The sequence below is a fragment of the Streptomyces sp. NPDC005141 genome, assembly GCF_053599975.1.
Genome location: NZ_JBSFYW010000002.1, coordinates 1 through 21,804, shown reverse-complemented (window position 1 = coordinate 21,804; position 21,804 = coordinate 1). Strand labels below are relative to the sequence as shown.

Genomic DNA, 21,804 nt, shown 5'->3' with positions numbered 1-21,804 from the left:
GTACGTGGCGTGCAGCCGCCAGGCGAGCCGAGCTTCCTGACCCCTCCACCTGCGGCGGCTCCCGCACCCGGCTCTGCCGTGCGTGCCGTGCGGTGGTGGTTGTTGCTGATGGGCTGGTGCTCCGGCGTGTGCTGGCGACGGCAAATCGTGCCCCGCATCGTCCGTCGCGGCATCGAATCTTCCCGGGCTGGATCCAGCCTCCGAGATTCCCGCCCTCATCCAGGGCACGGTCGACGCCTCACCCCCGGCATGGCGGCGACTCGACACGCTGATCCGCGCGCAACTGGACGTGTGACTCGACGTGCACCTGCGGCCGATCGTGGTGGCGTGCGGAAATCAGTCGGCACCCATGCAGGCCATGGCTGAGCACACGCCCGAGTGTGAATGTCGCTGGTTGTGTGCACGGGGACAAACGTGACCTCTGGTGAAATCACCGGCCACCGTCGCGCTTGCCTGCCACCCCCGTTCGACGATGCCCTCAAGGCCGGGGCAGGACGTATGCCACCACTGCCGGGGGCCGAAGGGTCCTGGCCGGATCCGTGGGCCCCGGGTTGAGGATGCGCGGAGTCTGGTGACTACGCGGTCGGCTCAGGTGGCCGGGATCAGACTGCCAAACGGCGGATCGCAACCACGGCCGCGTCGTCGTTGAGGCGTCCGTGGACGTGGGCCAGCAGATCGTCCTGGAGATGGCGCAGCAGGTCGTCGGGGTCGTCCTTGGTCCACTCGGGCGCCCGTTCGGTGAAGGGGTAGAAGAGTCCGTCGGCGTTGCGGGCTTCGATGACGCCGTCCGTGTACAGGAGCAGGAGGTCGCCGGCCTCGAAGGGGAAGGTCTGGACGTCGTAGACGGCTTTGCCGAAGACCCCGCCGAATCCGATCGGGAGGTGGCTGGCCTTCGCCGTGAGCGGGGTGAGGTGACTCCCGCGAAGGAGGAGCGGTGGTGGGTGGCCGCAGGTGATGAGGTGGACGACTGGATCGTGGTCGGGGATGTCGAGCAGCGTGGCGGTGGCGAAGTCCTCGTTGGTGTCCTGTTCCGCCGGTGGCCGCCACTGGCTGGTGTCCCAGCGGAACGCGGCGTCCAGGTGGACAGCGAGGCGAGGGAGGGTGGCCTGCCGATGAGCGGCTGCACGGAAGGCGCCGAGCAGCAGGGCGGCGTTGTTGATCGCGGCCAGGCCGTTGCCGCGCACGTCGCCGATGAGGAGCCGGGTGCTGTGGTGGGCGGTCCGTGCGGCCGCGTACAGGTCTCCGCCCAGGTCGGCCTCTTCCTCGGCAGGGATGTACAGGCCGGCGATCCGTAGCGGGCCGACCTGTGTGGGCAGTGGCTGCAACAGCACACTCTGCGCTGCCGCGGCCACCGACCGGACCTGGCGCAACTGCCGCTCGCGCCGGTCCCGCACCATGCAGAGGGTGACGCAGACGATGGAGACGATGGTCAAGGCAGCGATCTGGGCCTGGACGTTGGCGGTGGGCAGGACCCCTCTGATCACGCCGATCAGCACCTGGGCCGTCACTGCGAGGGCTCCCATCAGCGCCGTGACGCGGGCTCCGGCGAATGCCACCGTGATCGCGGGCGCTGCCACCAGTAGCGGACCGAGGTGGATGTGCGGCGGAGACAGCACGTCCACCACGCAGACCGTGACGATCAGCCCCACTGGAATCACGACCAGTGCGGGTGCGTGACCTGGCTGCCAGGAACGCTGCAAGTCCAGCCGTGGTCGAAGGGCCATGCCGCAAGCCTTCCACTTACCTCCGCATACGGGGGTGCGCGCCGCTCCAAGGATCGGGGGAGATCGGTCTGGCACTCCGCGAGACCCCGGGTCGCCTGGTCTCACCCGGCGGCGTCTGGTGCTGGCAGGGGCAAGTCATCTCCAACGCTGGGCGTGGCAAGTCGGGCATTCCGGAACTTTGGTCGAGTTACGGCTGTCTCAAATCTTGGTGGACTGCTGGTGAGCGCACCTGATGGCCTTATGGCCACGGCTTCGCGTGCCCTGACGCAGCTCGCGGACTGGCCGGACCTCACGGAGGCCCAGCCCAGCTGCGGCGCCGGCCACGCCTTGCGCTCGGCCAGAGCCGAGATCGCGCACTTCCACTCCGGCCGACAGGTCGACCTGCACCTCACCGCCAGGATGATCCACCGTTTCGAGGGTGACCTGAGGGATTCGACCGTGATCCGGCTCGTGCCGGGCTCGCAGTGGGTCACCATCCGGCTGGAGCGCGACGCGGACGTCGATCTGATCATGACGTTGGTCAGTGTGGCCCTCCAGGCACACCAGGGGCGGCCGGATTCCGTCGGCGCGCCGCAGGCACCGCGTAATGATCATGGCGGTGCGGTGCTCGCGCTTGAGAATGTCGGTGGCGGCTGAGCGGTTTTCCGGGTCAGGGGAGCACAGTGGCGAACGATGAACGCGAGGCAGGCGCGATCCGGGCACTCGTCGAACGCCTCACCGCCTCGTACGGCGCGACCCGGCCCCCGCCGAGATCGAGGCTGCTGTCGCCGCGGCACACGCATCCTTCAAGGACCGGCCCGTACGCGACTTCGTTCCCGTCCTCGTCGAACGCAGGGTTCGCGCCGCTCTCGGCAGAGTCTCGACCGATCACTGAGTTCGGCCCCGTCCGCCATCGCCCCAGACGGAGCCGGGTGGGCCTGGCTCGACGGCAGGACTGCTTCCCGGCCCGTCAGGGACGGCGGTATGGCACAGGCGACCGGGCCCACTGCTCGCTTCGCGGGTGCCGTGAGGTCATGCGCGCAGGGTCGGGGGCTATCGCACGAGACCCTGGGACATGGCCCACAGCCGTGCCGCGTTGCCCGCGTCCAGGGCGTACGGGGCCACGCCGGCGACCGCGGTGCCTCGCTCGGCGACCGGCTCGGCCTCGGCGCAGTCCTCGAAGTAGCGGCCGGTGACGCCCTGGACCGTCGGCGACGCGGCCAGCAGTACCGAGGTCGCGGCGCCCTGCGGCACCGTCTTCCCCGGCGGCAGGGCGAACGCCCCTGCGGCGATCATGGCGCCCACCTGCTCCATGTCCGTGGTCCGGGACAGGTTCGTCTCGCCGACGTTGCCCGGCATCACGGCGTTGGCGGTGATGCCGTCGTCGGCCCAGCACTCGGCGGCACCGACGGCGAACAGGGCGTTGGCGGTCTTCGACTGGCCGTACGAGGTCCAGGGGTCGTAGGGCCGGAAGCGGTAGTCGACGTCGTCGAAGACGACGGGGGAGAAGAGGCGCCCGATGGAGCTCACCGAGACGACGCGCGCGCCGTCCGCCGAGGCGAGTGCCGGGCGCAGACCGGTGGCGAGGGCGAAGTGGCCCAGGTGGTTGACGGCGAACTGCAGCTCGCGGCCGTCGGGCGTGCGGGTGAGCTCCGGCGGAGCCATCAGCCCGGCGTTGTTGACCAGGATGTGCAAGGGGCCCTGCCAGCCGGTCACGAAGGCGTCGACGGTCGACCGGTCGGCCAGATCGAGTCGTCCGACAGTCAGCTTCCCGGCCGAGGGTGGCAGTTCGGCTTCCAGCTTCGCCGCGACGCGGGCCCCCGTGTCGGCGTTGCGCACGGCCAGCGTCACGTCGGCGCCCGCCGCGGCAAGAGCCCGGGCCGTCTCCACGCCGATACCGGAACTGGCTCCGGTCACCACGGCCCGGCGGCCGTGCAGGTCGACGCCGTCGATGACCTCGGCTGCGGTGGTGCTCGCCCCGAAGGTGCGGGGAGTCTGAGATGCGGGCATGAGGGGATCTCCTGACCATGAAAGTAGGTGGTTACCTACATATCGACGGTAGGGCGGGCCGCCTGGCTTTGCAAGTGGGCACCTACTTACTTAGAGTCCAGACATGGCCCGCAACGCAGAAGACACCCGGCGCAAGATCCTCGAGGCCGCCACCGAGGAGTTCGCCCAGTACGGCATCGCCGGCGCGCGGGTCGACCGCATCACGAAGAACGCCGGGGTCAACAACGCCCTGCTGTACCGCTACTTCGGCAGCAAGGTCGACCTGTTCGACACCGTCTACAGCCGGCTGGTCACCGAGATCGTCGACGCCGTCCCGCTGGATCCATCCGATCTGTCCGGTTACGTAGGGCTTCTGTATGACTACTACGAGGCACGGCCCAAGGTCGTACGCCTGGCCGCCTGGCGGCAGCTGGAACGGACCGAGCACACCCTGCCCCAGGCGGTTGTCGACAGCCACCTGGACAAGCGCGCGAAGATCGCCCAGGCCCAGCAGGACGGACGGCTGCCCACAACGCTGCCCGCCGAGGAACTGCTCGACCTCATGATCCTGCTGTCACTCAGCAACACCCCTCTCGTCCCCGCTCCGGGCTCGGACACCGACCGCGAACGCCGCCGCGCCACCGTTGTCGCCGCCGCCACCGCGATCCTGCGCGGCTGACGCCTCAGCACCCCGACTCCCTTCCCTGGAGGCCCACTTGAACATCGTTGTCTTCGGCGCGTCCGGCATGGTCGGGCACGGCGTCCTGCGCGCCTGCCTCCTGGACCCCTCGGTCACCGGAGTCCTGGTGGTGAGCCGCAGCCCGCTCGGCGTCAGCCATCCCAAGCTCCGCGAAGTCGCCCACCAGGACTTCGCCGACCTGTCCGACCTCGCCCCGCACCTCAGTGACCTGGACGCCTGCTTCTACTGCCTCGGCGTCTCCGCCGCGGGCCGCTCCGAGGCCGAATACACCCGGATCACCTACGACTTCGCCCTCGCCGCGGCCCGTGCCGTCGGCGAGCACAACCCCGGCATCACCTTCACGTACGTCTCCGGCGAGGGCACCGACAGCACGGAACGCGGCCGCACGATGTGGGCCCGGGTCAAGGGCCGTACCGAGAACGCCCTGTTGGCGATGCCGATGAACGCGTACATGTTCCGCCCGGGCTACATCCAGCCTCTGCACGGCGCCGTCTCCAAGACCCGCCTCTACCGCGTCATGTACACCCTCTCGTCCTGGCTCTACCCCGTTCTCCGCCGCATCGCCCCCTCCCACACCACGACCACCGAGCACCTCGGCCGCGCGATGCTGGCGGTCACCCGGCCCGGTGTGCAGTGCCCGCGCGTCCTGGACAGCGGGGAGATCAACCGGCTCGGCGCATAAAGCCCTCGTGACACCTCTTCACACGGAGGTTCCGGCGCAGCCCGTGCCTGGGAGCGGCGGCTCTTCGTCGCGGCAGTGACCGCAGGGCTGACAACCGACTGGAACTCCGGTCCCGTCGAAGGGGCAGGAAACCGGATCAAAATGCTGAAGCGGTAAATGTTCGGTCGTGCCGGATTCCCGCTCTTGCGCAAGCGAGGCTTCTGGCCTGACGCTCGCGTCACCGAAGGTCACATCAACAAGACCCCCGGAACCCCGAGATCCCGTCCGGTCGAAGTGATCGGACGGGATCTCGTCAACCGCTCCCGAGCGGCTCGAGAACAGCCGAGTTCAGACGGCAGTGCCTTCGGGTCAACGCAGCAGCACGTCGCAGGTGGACGCGAAGAACTCGCCCGTCTTACCGCCGTTACCGCCGTCCGGGGTGTCAGGGCCGCCGTGGCCGCCCCAGATGTGCACGACTGCTGCCCTGCCGGTCCGCCGCGGGAAGGTCGCGAACTCCCACTTGTCGGATTCTTCTTCCCTGTGCGAGCCCTGGACCTCGACCAGGAAGGGGATGGGTTCCAGGTCCTCCCAGCTCAGGCCCCCGGTCGGGTCCCAGCCCTCACGGGTGATGAACCACCGGTGGGACCAGGTCTCCGCCGTGTGGTAGGCCGTGTAGTCGTAGGTGAAGGTCTGGCTGGGGGCGGAGGTGTCCAGCTCCGTCAGGGGCCACTCTCCCAGTGTGGAGTCCGGCGCCAGGTCCAGACCCCGGAAGGCTGGGTTGCCCGTCGACGGGACGGTGCTGCCCTGGAAGAACTTGCGGTGCTCCAGGTACTTCAGGTCGTTGTTCCACGGGTAGTCGGCGAGCATCCGGTCGGCGCCCGGCACCACCTCCTGCCAGACGGTGCTGGTGTTCAGGTTGCGGGCCTCGACGCAGACCTTCGCGGGATCCTCGTCCCGAATGGCGGCGGCCGCGCGGCTGCGCGGGTGGTTGACGGTGCCGTGCCGCGGTGCCGCGTCCCTGCCCTGGGGGGCCTGCCGTGGCTGTTGCGGGGACGACCAGGGCCGGGAACTCTCCGGACTCACGGTCACCTCATTGGTGAACGGCGTGAACTGGCCGTCCACCTTGGCGCGGATCTTCACGCTGTACTCGCTGTCCGGCTCCTCGCCCAGGTCCACCCAATGGGAGTTGGACGGTGTCCAGTCCCAGGCGGGCCAGTAGAGGAAGACGGTCTGCCGGGCCTCGCCGTTGATCCACACCTCGTAGACGTGCGGGTAGGGTGCCTGGCCGTCGTTCCAGTCCTCCGGGGGAGGCCACGTCCCCTGCTCGGGATTGTTGGCGCCGATCTGCCACCGCAGGCTGATGCCGCGCATCGTGTGCGGGCCGTCAGCGCGGTGTCTGACGTCGGCGCGAAGGTCGGATGGGGCCGAGTTCTGGAAGCGACCGCTCATGATGTCCCTCTTCCTGGAGAATGCGTCCTGCGGATATCACCGCGAGACTCGCATATGCCACATAGATATACATTTCCAAGCGTCGACCCGCTCGACGCAAGCTACGGTGGCCCATTCGTGTGACACCTGGTCGAATGCGAGCACCTCTTGTCAAAAGCTCGTACGCCAGCGGTACGGGCGTTTCGCCCCCAGACCCGTGACGTCATGTCCCACTCTCAAACGGCTACGGCGAACGGACACGCGGTCGTCGTGTGGCGCCCCGGCGGGACCTCACGGATCGGAATGCCGGCTGCGGTAGGAGTCCGAACCGGTCGATCGGGGTGCAGTCGAAGGTGAGCGGGCCGCCCCTTGTGACGCTCTGTCGCCGACTGACAGAAGTTGTGCCAGAGCCTCTTGCCGTGCCGTGTCCTTGCCGCGTCGCGCCGCGGTGAGCCGGTCACACTGGCCTCGAACAGCGCCCACCCCCTGCACCGCGAGGTCATCCATGGCGTACGGTCTGGCCCGCCGCGAACTGCGGCCGAGAGTCCCGTTGCGGCCGGGGGAAGGCGACCGGCACCACCTGACCAGCCTCGAAGGGCTGGCCGCGCTGTCCCTGGACGCGTTGAGCTCGGTGGCGTACGGGCCCGAGGCGATCGTGCTCGTCCTGATCACCGCCGGGACGGCCGCGCTGACGGCAACGCTGCCGGTGACACTCGTCATCGCCGCGCTGCTGGCGGTGCTCGTAGTGTCGTATGGACAGGTCATCGCCGTTCACCCGGACGGCGGCGGCGCCTACGCGGTGGCGAAGAAGGACTTGGGTCCCAGGACGAGCTACCTCGCGGCGGCCAGTCTCGTCGTCGACTATGTGCTGACGGTGACCGTCAGTCTGGCGGCGGGCGCGGCGAGTCTCGCCTCCGCCTTCCCCTCGCTCGGCCCCTATCTGCTCGAGATCTGTCTCGTCGGGCTCGCCCTGCTCACGGCGGTGAATCTGCGGGGTGTGGCCGAGAGCGCGCGGGTGCTGATGCTGCCCACCGTGCTGTTCATCGTGAGCATCCTCGGCATCATCGTCCTCGGACTGGCGCGCGCCCACCCCGCGGCGGTCGTCGGAACCGCCCAACCCGTCCACGCCACGGAGACGCTGGGACTGCTGCTGCTCCTGAAGGCGTTCTCCTCCGGCTGCTCCGCGCTGACCGGAGTGGAGGCCATCGCCAACGGTGTGCCCTCGTTCCGCAAGCCGCGCGTGAAGCGGGCGCAGCGCACCGAGCTGATGCTGGGCGCACTGCTCGGGACCATGCTGGTCGGCCTGGCCGTGCTGATCCGGCGCGACCATGTGGCCCCGCGCGGGGGCGTGACCGTACTCGCGCAGCTCACCGCGGGCTCGTTCGGGACGGGGTGGCCATACTACGCCACGAACCTGATCGTCACCCTGGCGCTCGCCTTCGCAGCGAACACCAGCTTCGGCGGTCTGCCCGTCCTCATGAGCCTGCTCGCCAAGGACCACAGGCTGCCGCACCTGTTCGGCCTGCGCAGGGAACGCCCCGTCTACCGCTGGGGAGTGGTGGCCCTCGCCCTCCTCGCGGCACTCCTCCTGATCGCCGTCGACGCCGACACTCACCGCATGATCCCGCTCTTCGCGATCGGCGTGTTCATCGGCTTCACCATCAGCCAGATCGGACTCGTACGGCATTGGGCGGGGCAGCGGCCGCCCGGCTGGCTGCGGCGCGCGGTGCTGAACGGCGTCGGCGCGGTGCTGACCACCGTGGCCGGCCTGGTTCTGCTGGCCACCAAGTTCCTGGAGGGGGCCTGGGTGGTGGTGGTCGCCATTCCGTTGCTGATGCTGCTGTTCTCCCGCGTTCAGCGGTACTACACGGCGGTCGGCCGCGAATTGGGGCTCGGCGAGGTTCCGCCACCGGTGGGTCTCACCGACTCCCTGGTCATCGTGCCGGTCGGCGAGGTCAGCAAGGTCACCCAGCTCGCACTCACGGCGGCACGCGCCCTCGGCCACGAGGTCGTCGCGGTCGCTGTGCAGGGCGATCCGGCCAAGGCCCGCTCACTACAGGAGAGTTGGGCCCGCTGGGACCCGGGCGTACGACTGGACGTCATCGACAGCCCACAACGATCGCTGGTGCAGCCGATCGTCGACTACGTCCAGCGGGCGGCGCAGGGGGGACGTCAGATCGCCGTCCTCATCCCGGAGGTGGAGCCCCGGCACCGCCGCTACCAGATCCTGCAGAACCAGCGCGGCCTGCTGCTCGCGGCCGCGCTGCGGGCCCGTACCGATGTCGTCGTGTGCGTGGTGCCGTACCGGCTGAGCCTGTGACAGTCCGGGAGCTCAGCCGGTACGGGGTTACAGGAGTCCGTCGGCGATGGTGCCGAGGGACAGTGCCGGAAGGAAGTTGAGCAGCGCCAGGATGACGGCCGCGGCCGTGGCGAGGACGACGAAGTTGACGCCCTGGGCGCGCAGCGTGCCGACCGTGGCGACGCCCGGCTGCTGCTTGGCGAGTCGACCGGCCAGGGCCAGCACGGCGATCATCGGCAGATACCGCCCTGCCAGCATCGCGACCACCATCAGCAGATTGTGGAAATCGGTGGCCCCGTTGAAGCCCGCCATCGCGCTGCCGTTGCTGTTGGTGTTGCTGGTGTAGGCGTAGATCAGCTCCGTCAGGCCGTGCGCCCCCGGGTTGCCCATCGAGGTCTGCCCGTCGCCGAAGGCGAGCGCGATGCCTGTGCACGCCAGGATGACGGTGGGTGGGATCAGCGCGTACACCACGACCCAGCGCATCTCCCCGAACCCGATCCGCTTGCGCAGGTACTCGGGCGTGCGGCCGACCATCAGACCCCCGATGAAGACGGCCACCAGCACCACCACGATCAGGCCGTACAGTCCGCTGCCGGTGCCGCCGGGCGCGATCTCGCCGAGCATCATGGCGGACAGCAGCACCCCGCCGCCGAGGCTGGAGAAGCTGTCGTACGAGGCGTTGGCCGCGCCGTCGGCCGAGCCCGTGGCTCCCACGCCGAACAGCGTCGAGCCGGGGATGCCGAAGCGGGTCTCCGTGCCCTCGTACTGACCGCCGACCGCCTGGGTGACCGTGCCGGTGTGCGCGGACTGGGCCAGCGTTCCGGCCGCGAGGAGCAGGCCGAAGAGGATGCCGACGACCGTCAGCAGGGTCCAGCTCTGCTTCAGGCTGCCGATCAGCCGGCCGAACATGCGGATACAGGCCGTGGGGATGAGCAGCATCAGCACGATCTCGAAGGCATTGGTCCAGGCACTCGGGTTCTCGAAGGGATGGGCGCTGTTGGCGTTGAAGACTCCGCCGCCGTCACCCGTGAACAGCTTGACCGGCTCCCAGGATCCGACCGGTCCGTCGAGGATCGTCTGCTGGGCGCCCGCGACCGTGGTGATGGTGTGGCCGGCGCCGAGGCTCTGGATCACACCGCCCGCCATCAGGATCAGACCGCCGACGACCGCCATCGGGAGCAGGAGGCGGACGATCGTACGGAGGAGGTCGACCCAGAAGTTGCCGAGGTCGTCGGTGCTGCGCCGGACCAGACCCCTGACCAGGGCGAGTGCCACGCAGATGCCGACCGCCGCCGAGGCGAACGCCTGGACGCCCAGACCCGTCATGACGGCGAGGTGCCCGGTGGTCGACTCACCGGCGTAGTTCTGCCAGCTGGTGTTGGTCGTGAAGGAGACGGCGGTGTGCAGCGCGAGCCGCCACGGCATGCCCTCGTGACCCGTCGACCAGGGCAACCTGCCCTGAAGGGTGAAGAGGGTGAAGAGCGCCGCGACGCTCATGACGGAGAAGGCGAGCAGGGCGGTCAGGTAGTGCCGCCAGGTCTGCTCCTTGTCCGGGTCGATACCGCACACCCGGTAGAGGGTCTTCTCCCCGCGCCAGTGCTTTCCGCCGTCGAGGGCTCGGGCCATGTAGTCACCGAGCGGGACATGCAGCCCCACCACCACGGCGAGGACGAGTGATGCCTGGATCCAGGCCGCCATGATCAGGCTCCCTGCTGGGGGTAGGCGCGGTCGAGCGCGATGTTCAGCTTGACGACATTGACGCCCGGCTCGCCGAGAACGCCGAGCGTCCGGCCGGTGGTGTACTCCGCGATCAGCTTGCGTACGTCGGCCGTGCTCGTGCCGCGCTCACGCGCGACCCGAGGTGCCTGGAGCCTCGCGTACGCCGGGCTGATGTCCGGGTCGAGCCCGCTGGCGCTGGCCGTCACGGCATCGGCGGGCACGACCGGGTCGGCCGGTGCGTCCCCGCGTATGGGGAGGGTCACGGCGCGGCTGTAGTCCGCGCCGGGCTCGGCGCACATGACGCGCACTCCCTCGTGCGTGGCGAGGAACGGCTTCGCCGGGCAAGCCTGGTTGAGGCTCACGGCCCGGGTAACCCTGCCGCTCGTACCGTCGGCGTGGAAGACGCCGAGGACCGCCCCCACGCCGTCCGGCGTACAGAACGGGCGGGAGCCGTCGACGCCTTCGAGCTCGCCGACCGACTTGCTGCGCCCGCACACGAGGGTGAGCAGACTCGGCTTGTCTTTGGTGTCGACAACGGATTCAGGGCCCTGGTTACCGGCCCCGGACGCGGTGGCGTCGTATCCCGTACCGGCGTTGGAGGGCCGGGACTGGAAGTACCGCCTGAGCGGGTTGCCCTTGGCGTCGGTGAAGGACTGGCCGATCAGGGAGGAGCCGGCGTCCTTGCCGTCGGCGCCGGTCACCTCCGAAGTGCCGTCGAGCCCGGGGGCTTGGGCGAAGGCCGTCATGGCCAGCGGATAGGCCAGGCCCGTCAGAAGGGTCAGCACGATGACCACCCGTAGCGCCGCGAGGTGCTGGGCGAGCCAGTGCGGGATGCGTGTCATGGTCAGATCCCCGGGATGAACTGGACGAGGGCGAAGTCGATGAACTTGATGGCGAGGAAGGGCGCGACGATGCCGCCGAGCCCGTAGATCCACAGGTTGCGAGTGAGCAGGGCGGAGGCGGAGGACGGCCGGTAGCGCACACCGCGCAGGGCGAGCGGGATCAGCGCCACGATGATCACGGCGTTGAAGACGACCGCCGAGAGGATCGCGGACAGCGGCGAGTGCAGGTCCATGATGTTGAGGCGGTCGAGCCCCGGATACACGGCGGCGAACATGGCGGGCAGGATCGCGAAGTACTTGGCGATGTCGTTGGCGATCGAGAACGTCGTCAACGCGCCGCGTGTGATGAGGAGTTGCTTGCCGATCTCGACAATCTCGATGATCTTCGTCGGGTCGGAGTCGAGGTCGACCATGTTGCCGGCCTCCTTGGCGGCCGACGTACCGGTGTTCATCGCCACGCCGACGTCCGCCTGGGCGAGGGCCGGGGCGTCGTTCGTCCCGTCGCCGGTCATCGCGATGAGGTGACCGCCCGCCTGCTCCCGCTTGATCAGCTCCAGCTTGTCCTCGGGGGTGGCCTCGGCCAGGAAGTCGTCGACACCCGCCTCCTCGGCGATCGCCTTCGCGGTCACCGGGTTGTCGCCGGTGATCATCACCGTGCGGATGCCCATCCGGCGCAGCTCGTCGAAGCGTTCACGCAGGCCGGGCTTCACGACATCCTTGAGGTGGACGACGCCGAGGACTTCGGCCCGGCCATCGCTCGTGGACTGCGCCACGACCAGCGGTGTACCGCCGGACGCGGAGACCTGCTGGACGGTCGCCTCCAGTGCGGGCGGGACCTCGCCGTCCTGTTCGTGTACCCACGCCGCGACCGATGCCGCCGCGCCTTTGCGCAGTCTCTGCCCGCTGGGAAGGTCGACTCCGGACATGCGGGTGGCGGCGGTGAACGGCACCCACTCGGCGCCGTTCGCGACCCGCTTGGTCAACTCGTGCTTCTCGTAGGCGAATTCGACGATGGAACGGCCTTCGGGCGTCTCGTCGGCCAAGCTGGACAGGAGCGCGGCCTGTGCCAGCCGGTCCATCGGGACCGTCCCGACAGGGAGGAACGCGCTCGCCCGCCGATTGCCGAAGGTGATCGTGCCCGTCTTGTCGAGCAGCAGGGTGTTGACGTCACCGGCAGCCTCGACGGCCCGTCCGGACATGGCCAGTACGTTCCTCTGGACCAGCCGGTCCATGCCCGCGATGCCGATCGCCGAGAGCAGCGCGCCGATTGTCGTCGGGATCAGACAGACCAGGAGCGAGACCAGCACGATGGCGGTCACGCCGTTCGCGTCGAGCGCCGCGGTGTCGTGTGCGGCGGCCATCGCGTCCTTGGAGAAGATCGCCATCGGCTGCAGAGTCACGACCGCGACCAGGAAGACGAAGGTCAGCATGACCAGCAGCAGGTTGAGGGCCAGCTCGTTGGGGGTCTTCTGCCGGTTGGCACCCTCGACCAGGGCGATCATCCGGTCCAGGAAGCTTTCCCCGGGCTCCTGGGTGATGCGCACGACGAGATGGTCGGAGAGCACCCGGGTGCCACCGGTGACCGCGCTGCGGTCGCCGCCCGACTCGCGGATGACCGGCGCCGACTCACCGGTGATCGCCGACTCGTCCACGCTCGCGGCGCCCTCGATGACGTCGCCGTCACCGGGGATCAGTTCCCCGGCCGTTACGGACACGAGGTCGCCGCGCCGGAGCTCGGAGGCGGCGACGGCCTCTTCGACGTACGAGTCGCCCGCGGCGCCGGGCTCCCAGCCCGCGAGCCGCCATGCGGTGGTCTGCTGCCGGGTTTTGCGCAGCGAGGCGGCCTGCGCCTTGCCACGGCTCTCCGCCACGGCCTCGGCGAGGTTGGCGAAGATCACCGTCAGCCACAGCCAGCCGGTGATCAGCCACCCGAAGAGGCTGGGGTGGACCACCGCGATCCCCGTGGTCAGCGCGGCACCGACCTCGGTCACGAACATGACCGGGTTCCGGAACAGGGCCACCGGATTCAGCTTGGTGAACGCCTGCGGGAGCGCGCGCCACAACTGCGTCGGATCGAGCATTCCGGCGCCGACTCGGCGCGGCGGTCGCTCGGTTCCGGGAGGAGGGGAGTCCGGCACGGGAGCGGGCAGGGTCTGGGCGGGGGCGGACATCAGAACTTCTCCGGCTTGATCAGGGCGACGATCAGGTAGGCGAGCAGGGCGACGGCCACGAGCAGGCCGACGCTGTTTTCGACGGTCATCGAGACCTCGTCCTCATGGGTGAGCGGTTGGTGCGGGGATCTTCGTGATCTTTCGGGCGTGCGTGCCGAGTGGTCGCCACAGTGCGGCCTCCGCCGGGCAAGAGCCCTGGCGGAGGACCGGATTTGGAGCAGAGGACTAGAGCCCGACGTCGCGGCGGCTCATGTCGTCCAGCGACTCGCGGCGTACCAGGACGCGGGCGATGCCGTCGGAGACCGCGACCACCGGTGGCCGGCCGACGAGGTTGTAACCGGACGCCATGGAGAGGTGGTAGGCGCCGGCCGCGGGGACGGCCAAGAGATCTCCGGGGTGTACGTCGCCGGGGAGCGCCACCTCGTCGGCGAGGATGTCGCCCGCCTCGCAGTGTCGGCCCACGACCGCGACGAGGCGGGGCGGGGCGCTGGACTTGCGGCCGATCAGTCGGGGCGCGTACCGCACTCCGTAAAGCGCGGGCCTCGGGTTGTCGCTCATGCCGCCGTCGACGGCGACGAAGGTGTGCGCGCCGGTGCGCTTGACGGCCAGGACCCGGTAGACGGCGACTCCGGCCGGGCCGACGATCGCCCGCCCGGGTTCGAGGGTGAGCCGGGGCACGGGCAGCCCGGCGCGAGCACAGCCATCCTCGAGTTCGGCACGGACCCGGCCGGCGAGGACGCCGACGCTCAGGCTCCCCTCGCCGGGTCGGTAGGCGATGGCGTGACCGCCGCCGATGTTCAGCTGAGGGAGGGCGACGCCGTGCTGGTCGCGGATCCGGGCCAGCAGTCCGACCATGCGGCGCACGGTGCCGACGTACGGCTTCACGGAGGCGATCTGCGAGCCGATGTGGCAGTGCAGCCCGACGAGTTCGAGGTGCGGCTGGTCGAGTATCCGAGTGACGGCGTGCTGCGCGGACCCGTCCGTGATCGACAGGCCGAACTTCTGGTCGTCGGTGCCGGTACGCACCTTGACGTGACCGCCGGCAGCGATGCCGGGCACCACCCGCACCAAGACCTTCTGGCGGGTGCCGGAGGGGGTGATGGCCGACAGCCGGGTGATCTCCGAGGTGCTGTCCACGACGATGCGTCCGACGCCGAGGCGCAGGGCGGTGCGCAGGTCCTCCGGGCTCTTGGCGTTGCCGTGCATCACGATCCTCTCGGGCGGGAAGCCCGTGGTGACGGCGAGCGTGAGTTCCCCGGCGGAGCAGACGTCGAGGCCGAGGCCCTCCTCCTGCATCCAGTGCGCCATCGCCCGGGACAGGAACGCTTTGGCCGCGTAGACGACGTCGGCCTCGGGGAACGCCCTGCGGTACGTGCGGCAGCGCTCGCGGACCTCCTGCTCGTCGAGGACGTACACGGGGGTGCCGAAGCGGTCGGCGGCCTCGGTGAGGGAGACCCCGCCCACGGAGACGTCACCGTGGGCTTCGGGGAGGGCGGAGCGGGGCCAGATGGACAGGCCGTCGGCGTCTCTGGCGTCGGCACCGGCGACGGTGCCCAGGGGGCGAGGCAGTTCCCGAAGGTGCAGGTCCCGAAGGGGGGCGTCCTGGATGGACATGGTGTCTCCTCAGCCGATCAGCAGGTTCAGGCACGCGGCGACGGTGGCGGCACCGGTCACCCGCAGGGCGCCGGCGTGCTCGGGATGCCGGCGGTGCCAGGAGTTCTCGCGCTCACGGACCGCGGCCGTGGTGCGGCTGGCCGCGGGGGCGGAGAGCTGCGGGTCGACGGTGAGGGCGGTGACGCCCAAGGGCGCGGTGAGCGTGCGCAGCGCGGGTTCGGAGAGCCGGATGGCGGCCTGCTCGGTGCCCAGCGTGGCGGTGAGCTTCGCCGCCGAGGTGAAGCCGACGGCCGTACGGCCGCCCAGGGGGGTGCGGAAGAACCGGGCCGTACAGCCGGCGGGCCCCGACCGGACAGGGACGAAGAGAAGTCCGGCCGGGAAGCGTTCAGAAGGCTCGGGGTCCTCGGAATGGTCGACTGGAGACATGGTGCTGCTCCTCGAAGAAGGCGACGTGCGCCGCCCGGTCGGATCGGCCGGGCGCGTCGACGAAGCTATGCCCGCCCCACCAGGACCGGGCCCCTCGCTGACGGATGCTTGACGGGAAACCTGGCACCTATGACGCGCCACTGACGGCCACAGGGACACCAGGTCAGCGCCGCGGCAGAGTCATCGGCCGAAGCCGCGCCGCTGTCTGCTTCGACCGATGACGGGAAGGACGGAGCGGCCTGAGGCGAGGGCGTACGAAATGGTGGATCCGGACGTTGTGCAGGGAGCCCTGACGCGCCGCAGCTCGGCAGCGGACCCGCCGCGGTGGTCCGCAGCGCAGTGGGATCGAACCGCCGGACATGCCGTCCGGGGCGCTGGGCGGCATCCGGCGGCGCCCATGGCCCTCCTGTGCATCGGAGGACGGTTCGCCCGACACAGGTATCGCGCTCTCAGTCGCCGACATGCCCCGGGTGGTCAGGACCTGCCGTCCGTCAGCTCCCGGGCATCGAGCGACCGTCGCAGGCTGATACGGCGGTGCATGGAGACGAGTTCGTTCCGCAGAGGAGAGGGCGGTACCGCCAGCACGGGGCAGGCGGCGTGGGCGACGCAATACCGGCCGACCGACGGGAACAGAGCGCGCATCGCGCCCCGAGATCCCGCGCCGATCACCAGGAGGTCCTCGGCCCGTTCGGCGGTCTCGACCAGCGCACGCCCCGCCGTGCCCCGTACGACCAGGCCCTGGAACGGAACCCCGGGTCCCGCGTCACCAAGGCTGTGTCGAGAGAGGCGAGCAGTCGTTTGCCCGCATCCCGCCGCAGGTCGGCCGCCGACGGCGGAAAGATGGATCGCCCATGGGAGATTTCACCACCTGGCGGTTCCCAAGCCAGCACGGCCAGCAACTCGGCATCGATTCGACGGGCCTCGCCCACCGCCCTGTGCAGAGCCGCCAGGCTCCCCAGTGAACCGCTCACTCCGACCACCACGCGCCGTCGCCCGCCATCACCCATAGTCGCCCACCCCTTGGCCTACGCCCTCACAGTCGCTGGTCTCCCATCGAAGCGCCGGACGAGGTCAGCCGACTGCTCTGTTGGCGTACGCCTGACATCGATGGACCGGTTCATAGCGCGTCTCTGACGTCGCTCACAGCCAGGCGTTGCGTCGGAAGCAGATCAATGCGTGTCGCAGTGGCGCAGACATCGCCCCTGGCCGTGTTGATCTCCAGCGTTGCGTGATGCCTGTTTACCTCGGGCTTTCGCGCGGCTCGGTGTCCAGCACGTGATCATGTCAACAGAAGAACCCCTCTGGCCAGCGAAAATGAGGATTGTCGAGGTCTTGTTCCCGCGCCATCCGGAGGCACTTCCCAGGTGCAGAAGCGCCCGGGCTGAGAATGCCGCACGGCCATGCGCGCCATACGCTCGGCATATGTCCGATTTCATCGCCGCCGGCGCCTCAGCCGACGACCTTCCCGCACCGGCCGAGGGTCTGCTGCTCACGCACTTCCTCACGGTTGGCGACGTCCCTCGCTCGCGGGCGTTCTATGCCGATGTGCTGGGCGGGCAGGTGGTGCTGGAGGAGAACCCCTGCATCATCAAGGTCGCCAACAGCTGGATCATCATGAACCCCGGCGGCGGGCCCACCGATGACAAACCCGACGTCGTCCTGCGCCCGCCGGAGGACCGCCACACCGTCTCCAGCTTCCTGAACGTACGGGTGGCGGACATCCACGGCTTCTACGCGGCAGCCCGCGCCAAGGGAGCCGAGTTCCTCACCGCGCCCATCGACCGGCGCGCCGAGCTGCGCTGCTACATGCGCGACCCGGATGGCTACCTCATCGAGGTCGGCCAGTCCACGGGCCTGCTCAGGGGCATCCTGGCGCGCACCAATACCGAAGCCTGACCACTGCACTGCACTGCGCTGCACTGCTGACTGAATTCGTCAGATGCGACGGACCGGGTCCGTGATTCCGCCGGGGCACGCAAGCGCCGCGATGTCCCATCCGGCGCGTCCGGCCCCGGCCTGGTAGGCGCTTTCGTAGAAGGCGAGCACGGCGGCGCGTGGATCGGCCTCGGCGCGGGCCGCGTCGTAGCGCAGCACGGCCAGGTGGCTGTCGCCGCTCGCGACCCACTGCGCGGATGCCGGGCTGAGCGGCGCTTCGGCAAGGTCGGCGGGCTCGGGGGCGGTGTACGAGTAGAACGCGGGCTCGGCGAAGGTGTCGTCGCCGAACCAGAAGCCGAAGCTGATCACTTCCAAGGAGTACGCCTCCCGGGTGACGGGGTCGACCTGCCCGGGCTGGTCGACCCGGCGCCCGGAGAACCGGCTGTGGGCGATGTCGAAGGTGTGCCAGAAGTGGTGCACCGGGCTGGCCTTTCCCGAGAAGCCCGCCGCGAACTCCTCCAGCACGGACGCCACCTGGCTCAGCACCCGCCAGTAGCGGTTTGCGGCCACCGGGTCGTAGGTCGCGTGCTCGGTGTCCTTGGCGAACGGCCGGTCGGTGTCGGGCAGATCGAAGGGCCTGGGAATAGCGATGTCCACCCGGACGCCCAGCGCGGCCAGAGCGGCCAGGGTCTGGTCGTAGAAGGATGCGACGGACTGGCCCGGAAGCGGAAAGGACCGCTCTTCGCCGTCCAGTGTCATGACGGCGAGCCGGTGGTGGACGAAGTCGAAGTCGATCGTGAAGATCGGATTCCCGTCGACCTGACCCATCGGACGGGTGGTGATGCCGTGCCCAGTGACATGGAAGGGGACGTTCCACCAGTGGTTGCGCCGGGCGCTCGCGGCCAAGCGGATCTTGCCGACGATCTGCGCGAAGCGGTGCAGCGTCTCCTTCGTGTCCTGCCACTCCGCCAGCGGCACCGGCGGGAACAGCTCCATCGTCTGCCCCTTCCCGCCCGGCGCTCCGGCGGCGGCCGGGCAATCTCATCATGACCCCGCAGGGGACGTCCGGCACGCTGCCGAGGGAGCGGTTCAGCCCGGGGCCGCCGCACGGGCCGCCCAGGTCACGTCGTCGTCCGGGCCCGCTGGAGAAACCAGCGGACCGTCACGAAGGATCGAGGTTAGCCTCGCGCTTTCATGAGCATGCTCGTTGTCTTGATCAAATAAGCGGAGAGTACTCCTGACCTGCAACGATGGGACTTGTCTAGGGTCCTGCCGGCTGCATGGGAAGAATCACTCTCCAGGTGAGTAAGCGTATCGGGTTGTACCCGCGTGTCCGCGTCGAAGGCGGTGGCAGCGGGGTGGTCTCGCACGCCGGGGCCGTGCTGCTGGTCGAGACGGTCCGCAAGTCCGGTCTGGACACCGCGATATCGGCGGCATTGGCGCAAGCCGCGGACGGTGCACGATCCGGGCAAGGTCCTGCTGCATGTCGCGCTCGGAGTCGCTCCGGGCGGGGACTGCCTCGCCGATGTCGCCATGCTGCGGGCCGAGCCCGACGTGTTCGGCCCGGTGGCGTCCGACCCCACGGTCTCCCGGCTCATCGACGTCCTTGCCGCAGCCGGCCCGAGGGCACTCACCGCGATCCGGTCGGCGCGGGCAGAAGTACGGTCGCAGGTCTGGGGACTGGCTGGTGCGGACGGTCCGGCCGCCGACGGTCACGTGATCGTGGACATCGACGGCGTGCTGGTCCTTGCGCACTCCGGGAAGCAGGACGCCGCCGCGACCTGGAAGAAGACCTTCGGCCATCATCCGCACGTCGCGTTCGTCGACCACGGCCAGGCCGGGTCCGGAGAGCCGGTGGCTGCGCTGCTGCGGCCCGGCAACGCAGGCTCCAACACCGCGAGCGATCGCATCACCACCACCCAACTCGCCCTGGACCAACTCCCCAAACACCTGCGGCGGAGTCGGCAGGCGCTGATCCGCACGGACTCCGCCGGCGGCACTCATGCCTTCCTCGACTGGCTCTCCCGTCGGGGCCGGTGGCTGTCGTACTCCGTCGGAATGACGATCACCGTCGGAATGACCATCACCGACGCCATTCACCAGGCTGTCCTGAAGATCCCGAAGAAGGCGTGGACACCGGCCTACGACGCTGGCGGCACCGAGCGGCCCGGCGCCTGGGTCGCCGAGATCACCGACATGCCCGACCTGAGCACATGGCCCAAGGGCATGCGGCTGATCGTCCGCAAGGAACGACCGCACCCCGGCGCCCAGTTGCGCTTCACCGACCTCGACGGACTGCGGCTGACTTGCTTCGCGACCAACACCAAAGGCGGCCAGCTCGCCGACCTCGAACTGCGTCACCGCAGGCGGGCCCGCTGCGAGGACCGCATCCGAAACGCTCGCGACACCGGCCTGCGCAATCTGCCCCTGCACGACACCGCGCAGAACCAGATCCGGCTGGAGATCGTCCAGATCGCACTCGACCTCCTCGCCTGGATGTCGATGCTCGCCCTGACTGCAGAAACCCGCCGCTGGGAACCCAAACGGCTTCGCCTGCGGCTGCTCTCTGCCGCTGCCCAACTGGTCACCACCGGCCGCCGCCGCTGGCTCCGCTTCACCACCCGATCGTCCTGGACGGATGTGATCACCCGTGCGATCCAGCGACTCGCAGCCCTGCCGAACCCCAGGTGACCAGCAACTCCGACCGTCTCAACGAGCCACAGCAACATCCCGGAGCCGTGGAACCCCGGCGCCTACCCGACGCGACAGCCGGGCCGCCAACCTGCCCCAGCCCACGAAATTCCGCACCTCGCAAGCACAGAGTCCCCGTCAGCGAACCGACGAGGACTCATGAACGATCGAGGTTAAAGAGACGCTGAGTGGCCTTGGTGTCGGCTCGAAGTTGCTCCTGGTAGAGGCGCTTCGGTTTGTCGAACTGGCCTAGGCCCTGTGCGGGGACGCATCTGCGTGCTGAGATGTCGCTATGGAGGTTGTGCTGGCCAGTTTGATCGCTGTGGCTGGAACCCTGTTGGGATCAATCATCACTTTCACCTTCCAGCGCCGTTCCAGTGTGCAAGCGGAGGTCTTCGCCCGCTCCCTGCAACTGCGCCAGGAACGTCTGACGACTTACAGCGCCTACGCGGGAACCGTAACGGCACTCAAGCAAGGGACAGTTGCCCTTTGGTTCCGTCTGCAGAGAGATGCAGACAGCCCCGAAACGCGACACGCCTTCACCGAGTGCGACCGACTTGGCGCCGCCACAGAGAATGCCCAGTTCCGGGTGCGGCTCCTAGCCGAAGACGACACGCTCGTCGCACTTGCTGCATCGGCCTTCGACGCCATCGGCCCAATCCGCAGGGCATCAACGAAAACCGAGCTGGCTGAACGCGAACAAGAGCTGCAGGGCGTCCTCAACGCCTTCATCACCGCCGCCGCTGTCCAGATTCATTGATCCACAAGACGGGGTCGGCAGACTTGTCGGCGCGCACGTTGAGGTGTCGTGTATTCCTCGGTGAGGTCGGTAGCGGCGTCACCGTGTGTGGTCACGGGGGCGTATCCGCTCCAGGTGCCGCCGGCTTCGGTGACCAGCCGGGTGGTGGTCTTGTCGTGATAGCCGAGTGCCTTCGCGAGGATGGGGGCCGGGGCTTGGAGGACGAGCTGTCGGATTGGGGAGGTCCTGCCGCGTTGCGGAGGAACGCCGATCTCACGCAGAGGGACTTGCAGGCTGACCGGGTTCAGCTGACCGGGTTCATCGGCTGTCCCGGCTGGCGGCCGGGGAAGAGCCACTGTGAGTTCAGAACAGCCGCCCCGAGCTGCACGGAGTGTCCGGCCGAAACCAGTTGCTCACGTCCACGGCCAGGACGAGCCGGCCGGCGGCCGCTTTGGGCTGCGGCAGTGGGGCGGCCAGGCCCGCCGCAGGCACCCGGCGTCGACCTGGCGACGTTTGAGGGCGTCGTATTGCGCGCCGTGCCCACAGTGGTGCTGGGCCAGCAGCATCAGGTCCACCGGCGTCGTCACCGGCCCGTCGGCCGTGTTCACGTCTCCGGAATCACCGTACGGGTGATCGTGTTCGGGACACAGTTCGAGGCTGACAAGAAGGGCACAATGCTGAGGCGGTTCAGTCGGCGGATCTCGTCTCGGAACAACTCCGGTCCAGAGTCCGCCGTTTAGTCGAGCTGGTAGTCGAACCAGATGCGATGCGTGCCGTCAGCGTCAACGGCCATCCCTCCGGCACCGGAGATGCCAGTCAGCTCGCCGGTTCCGCTTGAGGGCACGATGGTGAAGAACTCCGCAGTGCGGTCGCTGCCGGACGTTGTCGCCGAGTGCACGAAGTTGAAGGAACCCTCCCGCCCGTGCAGCGAGCCTTCGAACGACTCC

Annotated in this window: 18 protein-coding genes and 3 pseudogenes; 8 read left to right on the top strand and 13 right to left on the bottom strand. The window is 69.1% G+C overall.

Annotation, left to right across the window (positions count from 1 at the left end):
- Positions 1-602: 602 nt before the first annotated feature.
- Positions 603-1,724 (bottom strand): PP2C family protein-serine/threonine phosphatase, encoded by a 1,122-nt coding sequence (locus ACWD68_RS01470; RefSeq protein WP_451804428.1) that lies wholly within the window; start codon positions 1,722-1,724, stop codon positions 603-605.
- A gap of 240 nt (positions 1,725-1,964) precedes the next feature.
- Between ACWD68_RS01470 and ACWD68_RS01465 the strand changes: the two genes are divergently transcribed.
- Both ACWD68_RS01465 and ACWD68_RS01460 read left to right on the top strand, forming a co-directional pair.
- Entirely contained in the window at positions 1,965-2,360 is a 396-nt protein-coding gene (locus ACWD68_RS01465; protein ID WP_451804427.1) for a luciferase domain-containing protein, read from the top strand.
- 115 nt (positions 2,361-2,475) lie between these two features.
- Complete coding sequence (locus ACWD68_RS01460) at positions 2,476-2,598, top strand: three-helix bundle dimerization domain-containing protein (protein WP_451804672.1); 123 nt, start codon at positions 2,476-2,478, stop codon at positions 2,596-2,598.
- Positions 2,599-2,756: 158 nt separating this feature from the next.
- Here ACWD68_RS01460 and ACWD68_RS01455 read toward each other — a convergent pair whose 3' ends face one another.
- Entirely contained in the window at positions 2,757-3,713 is a 957-nt protein-coding gene (locus tag ACWD68_RS01455) for an SDR family NAD(P)-dependent oxidoreductase (protein ID WP_451804426.1), read from the bottom strand.
- A gap of 103 nt (positions 3,714-3,816) precedes the next feature.
- On the opposite strand from ACWD68_RS01455, the gene ACWD68_RS01450 reads away from it, so the two are divergent.
- On the top strand, positions 3,817-4,371 hold the full coding sequence (locus tag ACWD68_RS01450) for a TetR/AcrR family transcriptional regulator (protein WP_451804425.1): 555 nt from the start codon (positions 3,817-3,819) through the stop codon (positions 4,369-4,371).
- Between the two features lie 37 nt (positions 4,372-4,408).
- Complete coding sequence (locus ACWD68_RS01445) at positions 4,409-5,074, top strand: epimerase (protein ID WP_451804424.1); 666 nt, start codon at positions 4,409-4,411, stop codon at positions 5,072-5,074.
- A 348-nt stretch (positions 5,075-5,422) separates the two neighbouring features.
- Here ACWD68_RS01445 and ACWD68_RS01440 read toward each other — a convergent pair whose 3' ends face one another.
- Entirely contained in the window at positions 5,423-6,502 is a 1,080-nt protein-coding gene (locus ACWD68_RS01440) for a lytic polysaccharide monooxygenase auxiliary activity family 9 protein (RefSeq protein ID WP_451804423.1), read from the bottom strand.
- 484 nt (positions 6,503-6,986) lie between these two features.
- On the opposite strand from ACWD68_RS01440, the gene ACWD68_RS01435 reads away from it, so the two are divergent.
- Positions 6,987-8,801, top strand: a complete 1,815-nt coding sequence (locus ACWD68_RS01435) for an APC family permease (protein ID WP_451804422.1) — start codon at positions 6,987-6,989, stop codon at positions 8,799-8,801.
- A gap of 27 nt (positions 8,802-8,828) precedes the next feature.
- Here ACWD68_RS01435 and kdpA read toward each other — a convergent pair whose 3' ends face one another.
- The 7 genes and pseudogenes from kdpA to ACWD68_RS01400 form a co-directional block, all read right to left on the bottom strand.
- Positions 8,829-10,478, bottom strand: a complete 1,650-nt coding sequence (gene kdpA / locus ACWD68_RS01430) for a potassium-transporting ATPase subunit KdpA (RefSeq protein ID WP_451804421.1) — start codon at positions 10,476-10,478, stop codon at positions 8,829-8,831.
- 2 nt (positions 10,479-10,480) lie between these two features.
- Positions 10,481-11,341 carry a potassium-transporting ATPase subunit C gene (locus ACWD68_RS01425; RefSeq protein ID WP_451804420.1) on the bottom strand — a complete coding sequence of 287 codons (861 nt, stop codon included), beginning with the start codon at positions 11,339-11,341 and terminating at the stop codon, positions 10,481-10,483.
- A gap of 2 nt (positions 11,342-11,343) precedes the next feature.
- Positions 11,344-13,512: a potassium-transporting ATPase subunit KdpB gene (gene kdpB, locus ACWD68_RS01420; RefSeq protein WP_451804419.1), complete on the bottom strand. Its 2,169-nt coding sequence runs from the start codon at positions 13,510-13,512 to the stop codon at positions 11,344-11,346.
- A complete protein-coding gene (gene kdpF / locus ACWD68_RS01415; protein ID WP_451804418.1) occupies positions 13,512-13,601 on the bottom strand; it encodes a K(+)-transporting ATPase subunit F in 90 nt (29 codons plus the stop codon). The genes kdpB and kdpF overlap by 1 nt, the downstream gene beginning before the upstream one ends.
- 136 nt (positions 13,602-13,737) lie before the next feature.
- Complete coding sequence (gene lysA / locus ACWD68_RS01410; protein ID WP_451804417.1) at positions 13,738-15,126, bottom strand: diaminopimelate decarboxylase; 1,389 nt, start codon at positions 15,124-15,126, stop codon at positions 13,738-13,740.
- Positions 15,127-15,135: 9 nt separating this feature from the next.
- Positions 15,136-15,552, bottom strand: coding sequence for an SAV_915 family protein (locus ACWD68_RS01405; RefSeq protein WP_451804416.1), 417 nt, complete (start codon positions 15,550-15,552; stop codon positions 15,136-15,138).
- A 474-nt stretch (positions 15,553-16,026) separates the two neighbouring features.
- Positions 16,027-16,559, bottom strand: a pseudogene (locus tag ACWD68_RS01400) (universal stress protein).
- Positions 16,560-16,974: 415 nt separating this feature from the next.
- Here ACWD68_RS01400 and ACWD68_RS01395 point away from each other — a divergent pair.
- On the top strand, positions 16,975-17,448 hold the full coding sequence (locus ACWD68_RS01395) for a VOC family protein (protein WP_355840366.1): 474 nt from the start codon (positions 16,975-16,977) through the stop codon (positions 17,446-17,448).
- Positions 17,449-17,487: 39 nt separating this feature from the next.
- Here ACWD68_RS01395 and ACWD68_RS01390 read toward each other — a convergent pair whose 3' ends face one another.
- Positions 17,488-18,423 carry a DUF5996 family protein gene (locus ACWD68_RS01390; RefSeq protein ID WP_451804415.1) on the bottom strand — a complete coding sequence of 312 codons (936 nt, stop codon included), beginning with the start codon at positions 18,421-18,423 and terminating at the stop codon, positions 17,488-17,490.
- Positions 18,424-18,707: 284 nt separating this feature from the next.
- Here ACWD68_RS01390 and ACWD68_RS01385 point away from each other — a divergent pair.
- Both ACWD68_RS01385 and ACWD68_RS01380 read left to right on the top strand, forming a co-directional pair.
- Positions 18,708-20,118, top strand: a pseudogene (locus ACWD68_RS01385) (IS1380 family transposase).
- Positions 20,119-20,410: 292 nt separating this feature from the next.
- Positions 20,411-20,878 carry a hypothetical protein gene (locus tag ACWD68_RS01380; protein WP_451804414.1) on the top strand — a complete coding sequence of 156 codons (468 nt, stop codon included), beginning with the start codon at positions 20,411-20,413 and terminating at the stop codon, positions 20,876-20,878.
- A gap of 345 nt (positions 20,879-21,223) precedes the next feature.
- Here the strand turns inward: ACWD68_RS01380 and ACWD68_RS01375 are convergent.
- Positions 21,224-21,453, bottom strand: a pseudogene (locus ACWD68_RS01375) (NF041680 family putative transposase); the annotation flags it as partial.
- Between the two features lie 140 nt (positions 21,454-21,593).
- Positions 21,594-21,804 (bottom strand): DUF3224 domain-containing protein (locus ACWD68_RS01370; protein ID WP_451804413.1); only part of this gene is annotated, 211 nt, incomplete at its 5' end.

Excerpts from the sequence above, each read along its gene's own strand:
- ACWD68_RS01405 (WP_451804416.1), bottom strand. The coding sequence starts at position 15,552 with ATGTCTCCAGTCGACCATTCCGAGGACCCCGAGCCTTCTGAACGCTTC.
- ACWD68_RS01380 (WP_451804414.1), top strand. The coding sequence starts at position 20,411 with ATGGAGGTTGTGCTGGCCAGTTTGATCGCTGTGGCTGGAACCCTGTTG.
- ACWD68_RS01390 (WP_451804415.1), bottom strand. The coding sequence starts at position 18,423 with ATGGAGCTGTTCCCGCCGGTGCCGCTGGCGGAGTGGCAGGACACGAAG.
- kdpB (WP_451804419.1), bottom strand. The coding sequence starts at position 13,512 with ATGTCCGCCCCCGCCCAGACCCTGCCCGCTCCCGTGCCGGACTCCCCT.
- ACWD68_RS01425 (WP_451804420.1), bottom strand. The coding sequence starts at position 11,341 with ATGACACGCATCCCGCACTGGCTCGCCCAGCACCTCGCGGCGCTACGG.
- ACWD68_RS01455 (WP_451804426.1), bottom strand. The coding sequence starts at position 3,713 with ATGCCCGCATCTCAGACTCCCCGCACCTTCGGGGCGAGCACCACCGCA.
- ACWD68_RS01440 (WP_451804423.1), bottom strand. The coding sequence starts at position 6,502 with ATGAGCGGTCGCTTCCAGAACTCGGCCCCATCCGACCTTCGCGCCGAC.
- ACWD68_RS01465 (WP_451804427.1), top strand. The coding sequence starts at position 1,965 with ATGGCCACGGCTTCGCGTGCCCTGACGCAGCTCGCGGACTGGCCGGAC.
- kdpA (WP_451804421.1), bottom strand. The coding sequence starts at position 10,478 with ATGGCGGCCTGGATCCAGGCATCACTCGTCCTCGCCGTGGTGGTGGGG.
- ACWD68_RS01470 (WP_451804428.1), bottom strand. The coding sequence starts at position 1,724 with ATGGCCCTTCGACCACGGCTGGACTTGCAGCGTTCCTGGCAGCCAGGT.
- ACWD68_RS01395 (WP_355840366.1), top strand. The coding sequence starts at position 16,975 with ATGTCCGATTTCATCGCCGCCGGCGCCTCAGCCGACGACCTTCCCGCA.
- kdpF (WP_451804418.1), bottom strand. The coding sequence starts at position 13,601 with ATGACCGTCGAAAACAGCGTCGGCCTGCTCGTGGCCGTCGCCCTGCTC.
- ACWD68_RS01435 (WP_451804422.1), top strand. The coding sequence starts at position 6,987 with ATGGCGTACGGTCTGGCCCGCCGCGAACTGCGGCCGAGAGTCCCGTTG.
- ACWD68_RS01450 (WP_451804425.1), top strand. The coding sequence starts at position 3,817 with ATGGCCCGCAACGCAGAAGACACCCGGCGCAAGATCCTCGAGGCCGCC.
- lysA (WP_451804417.1), bottom strand. The coding sequence starts at position 15,126 with ATGTCCATCCAGGACGCCCCCCTTCGGGACCTGCACCTTCGGGAACTG.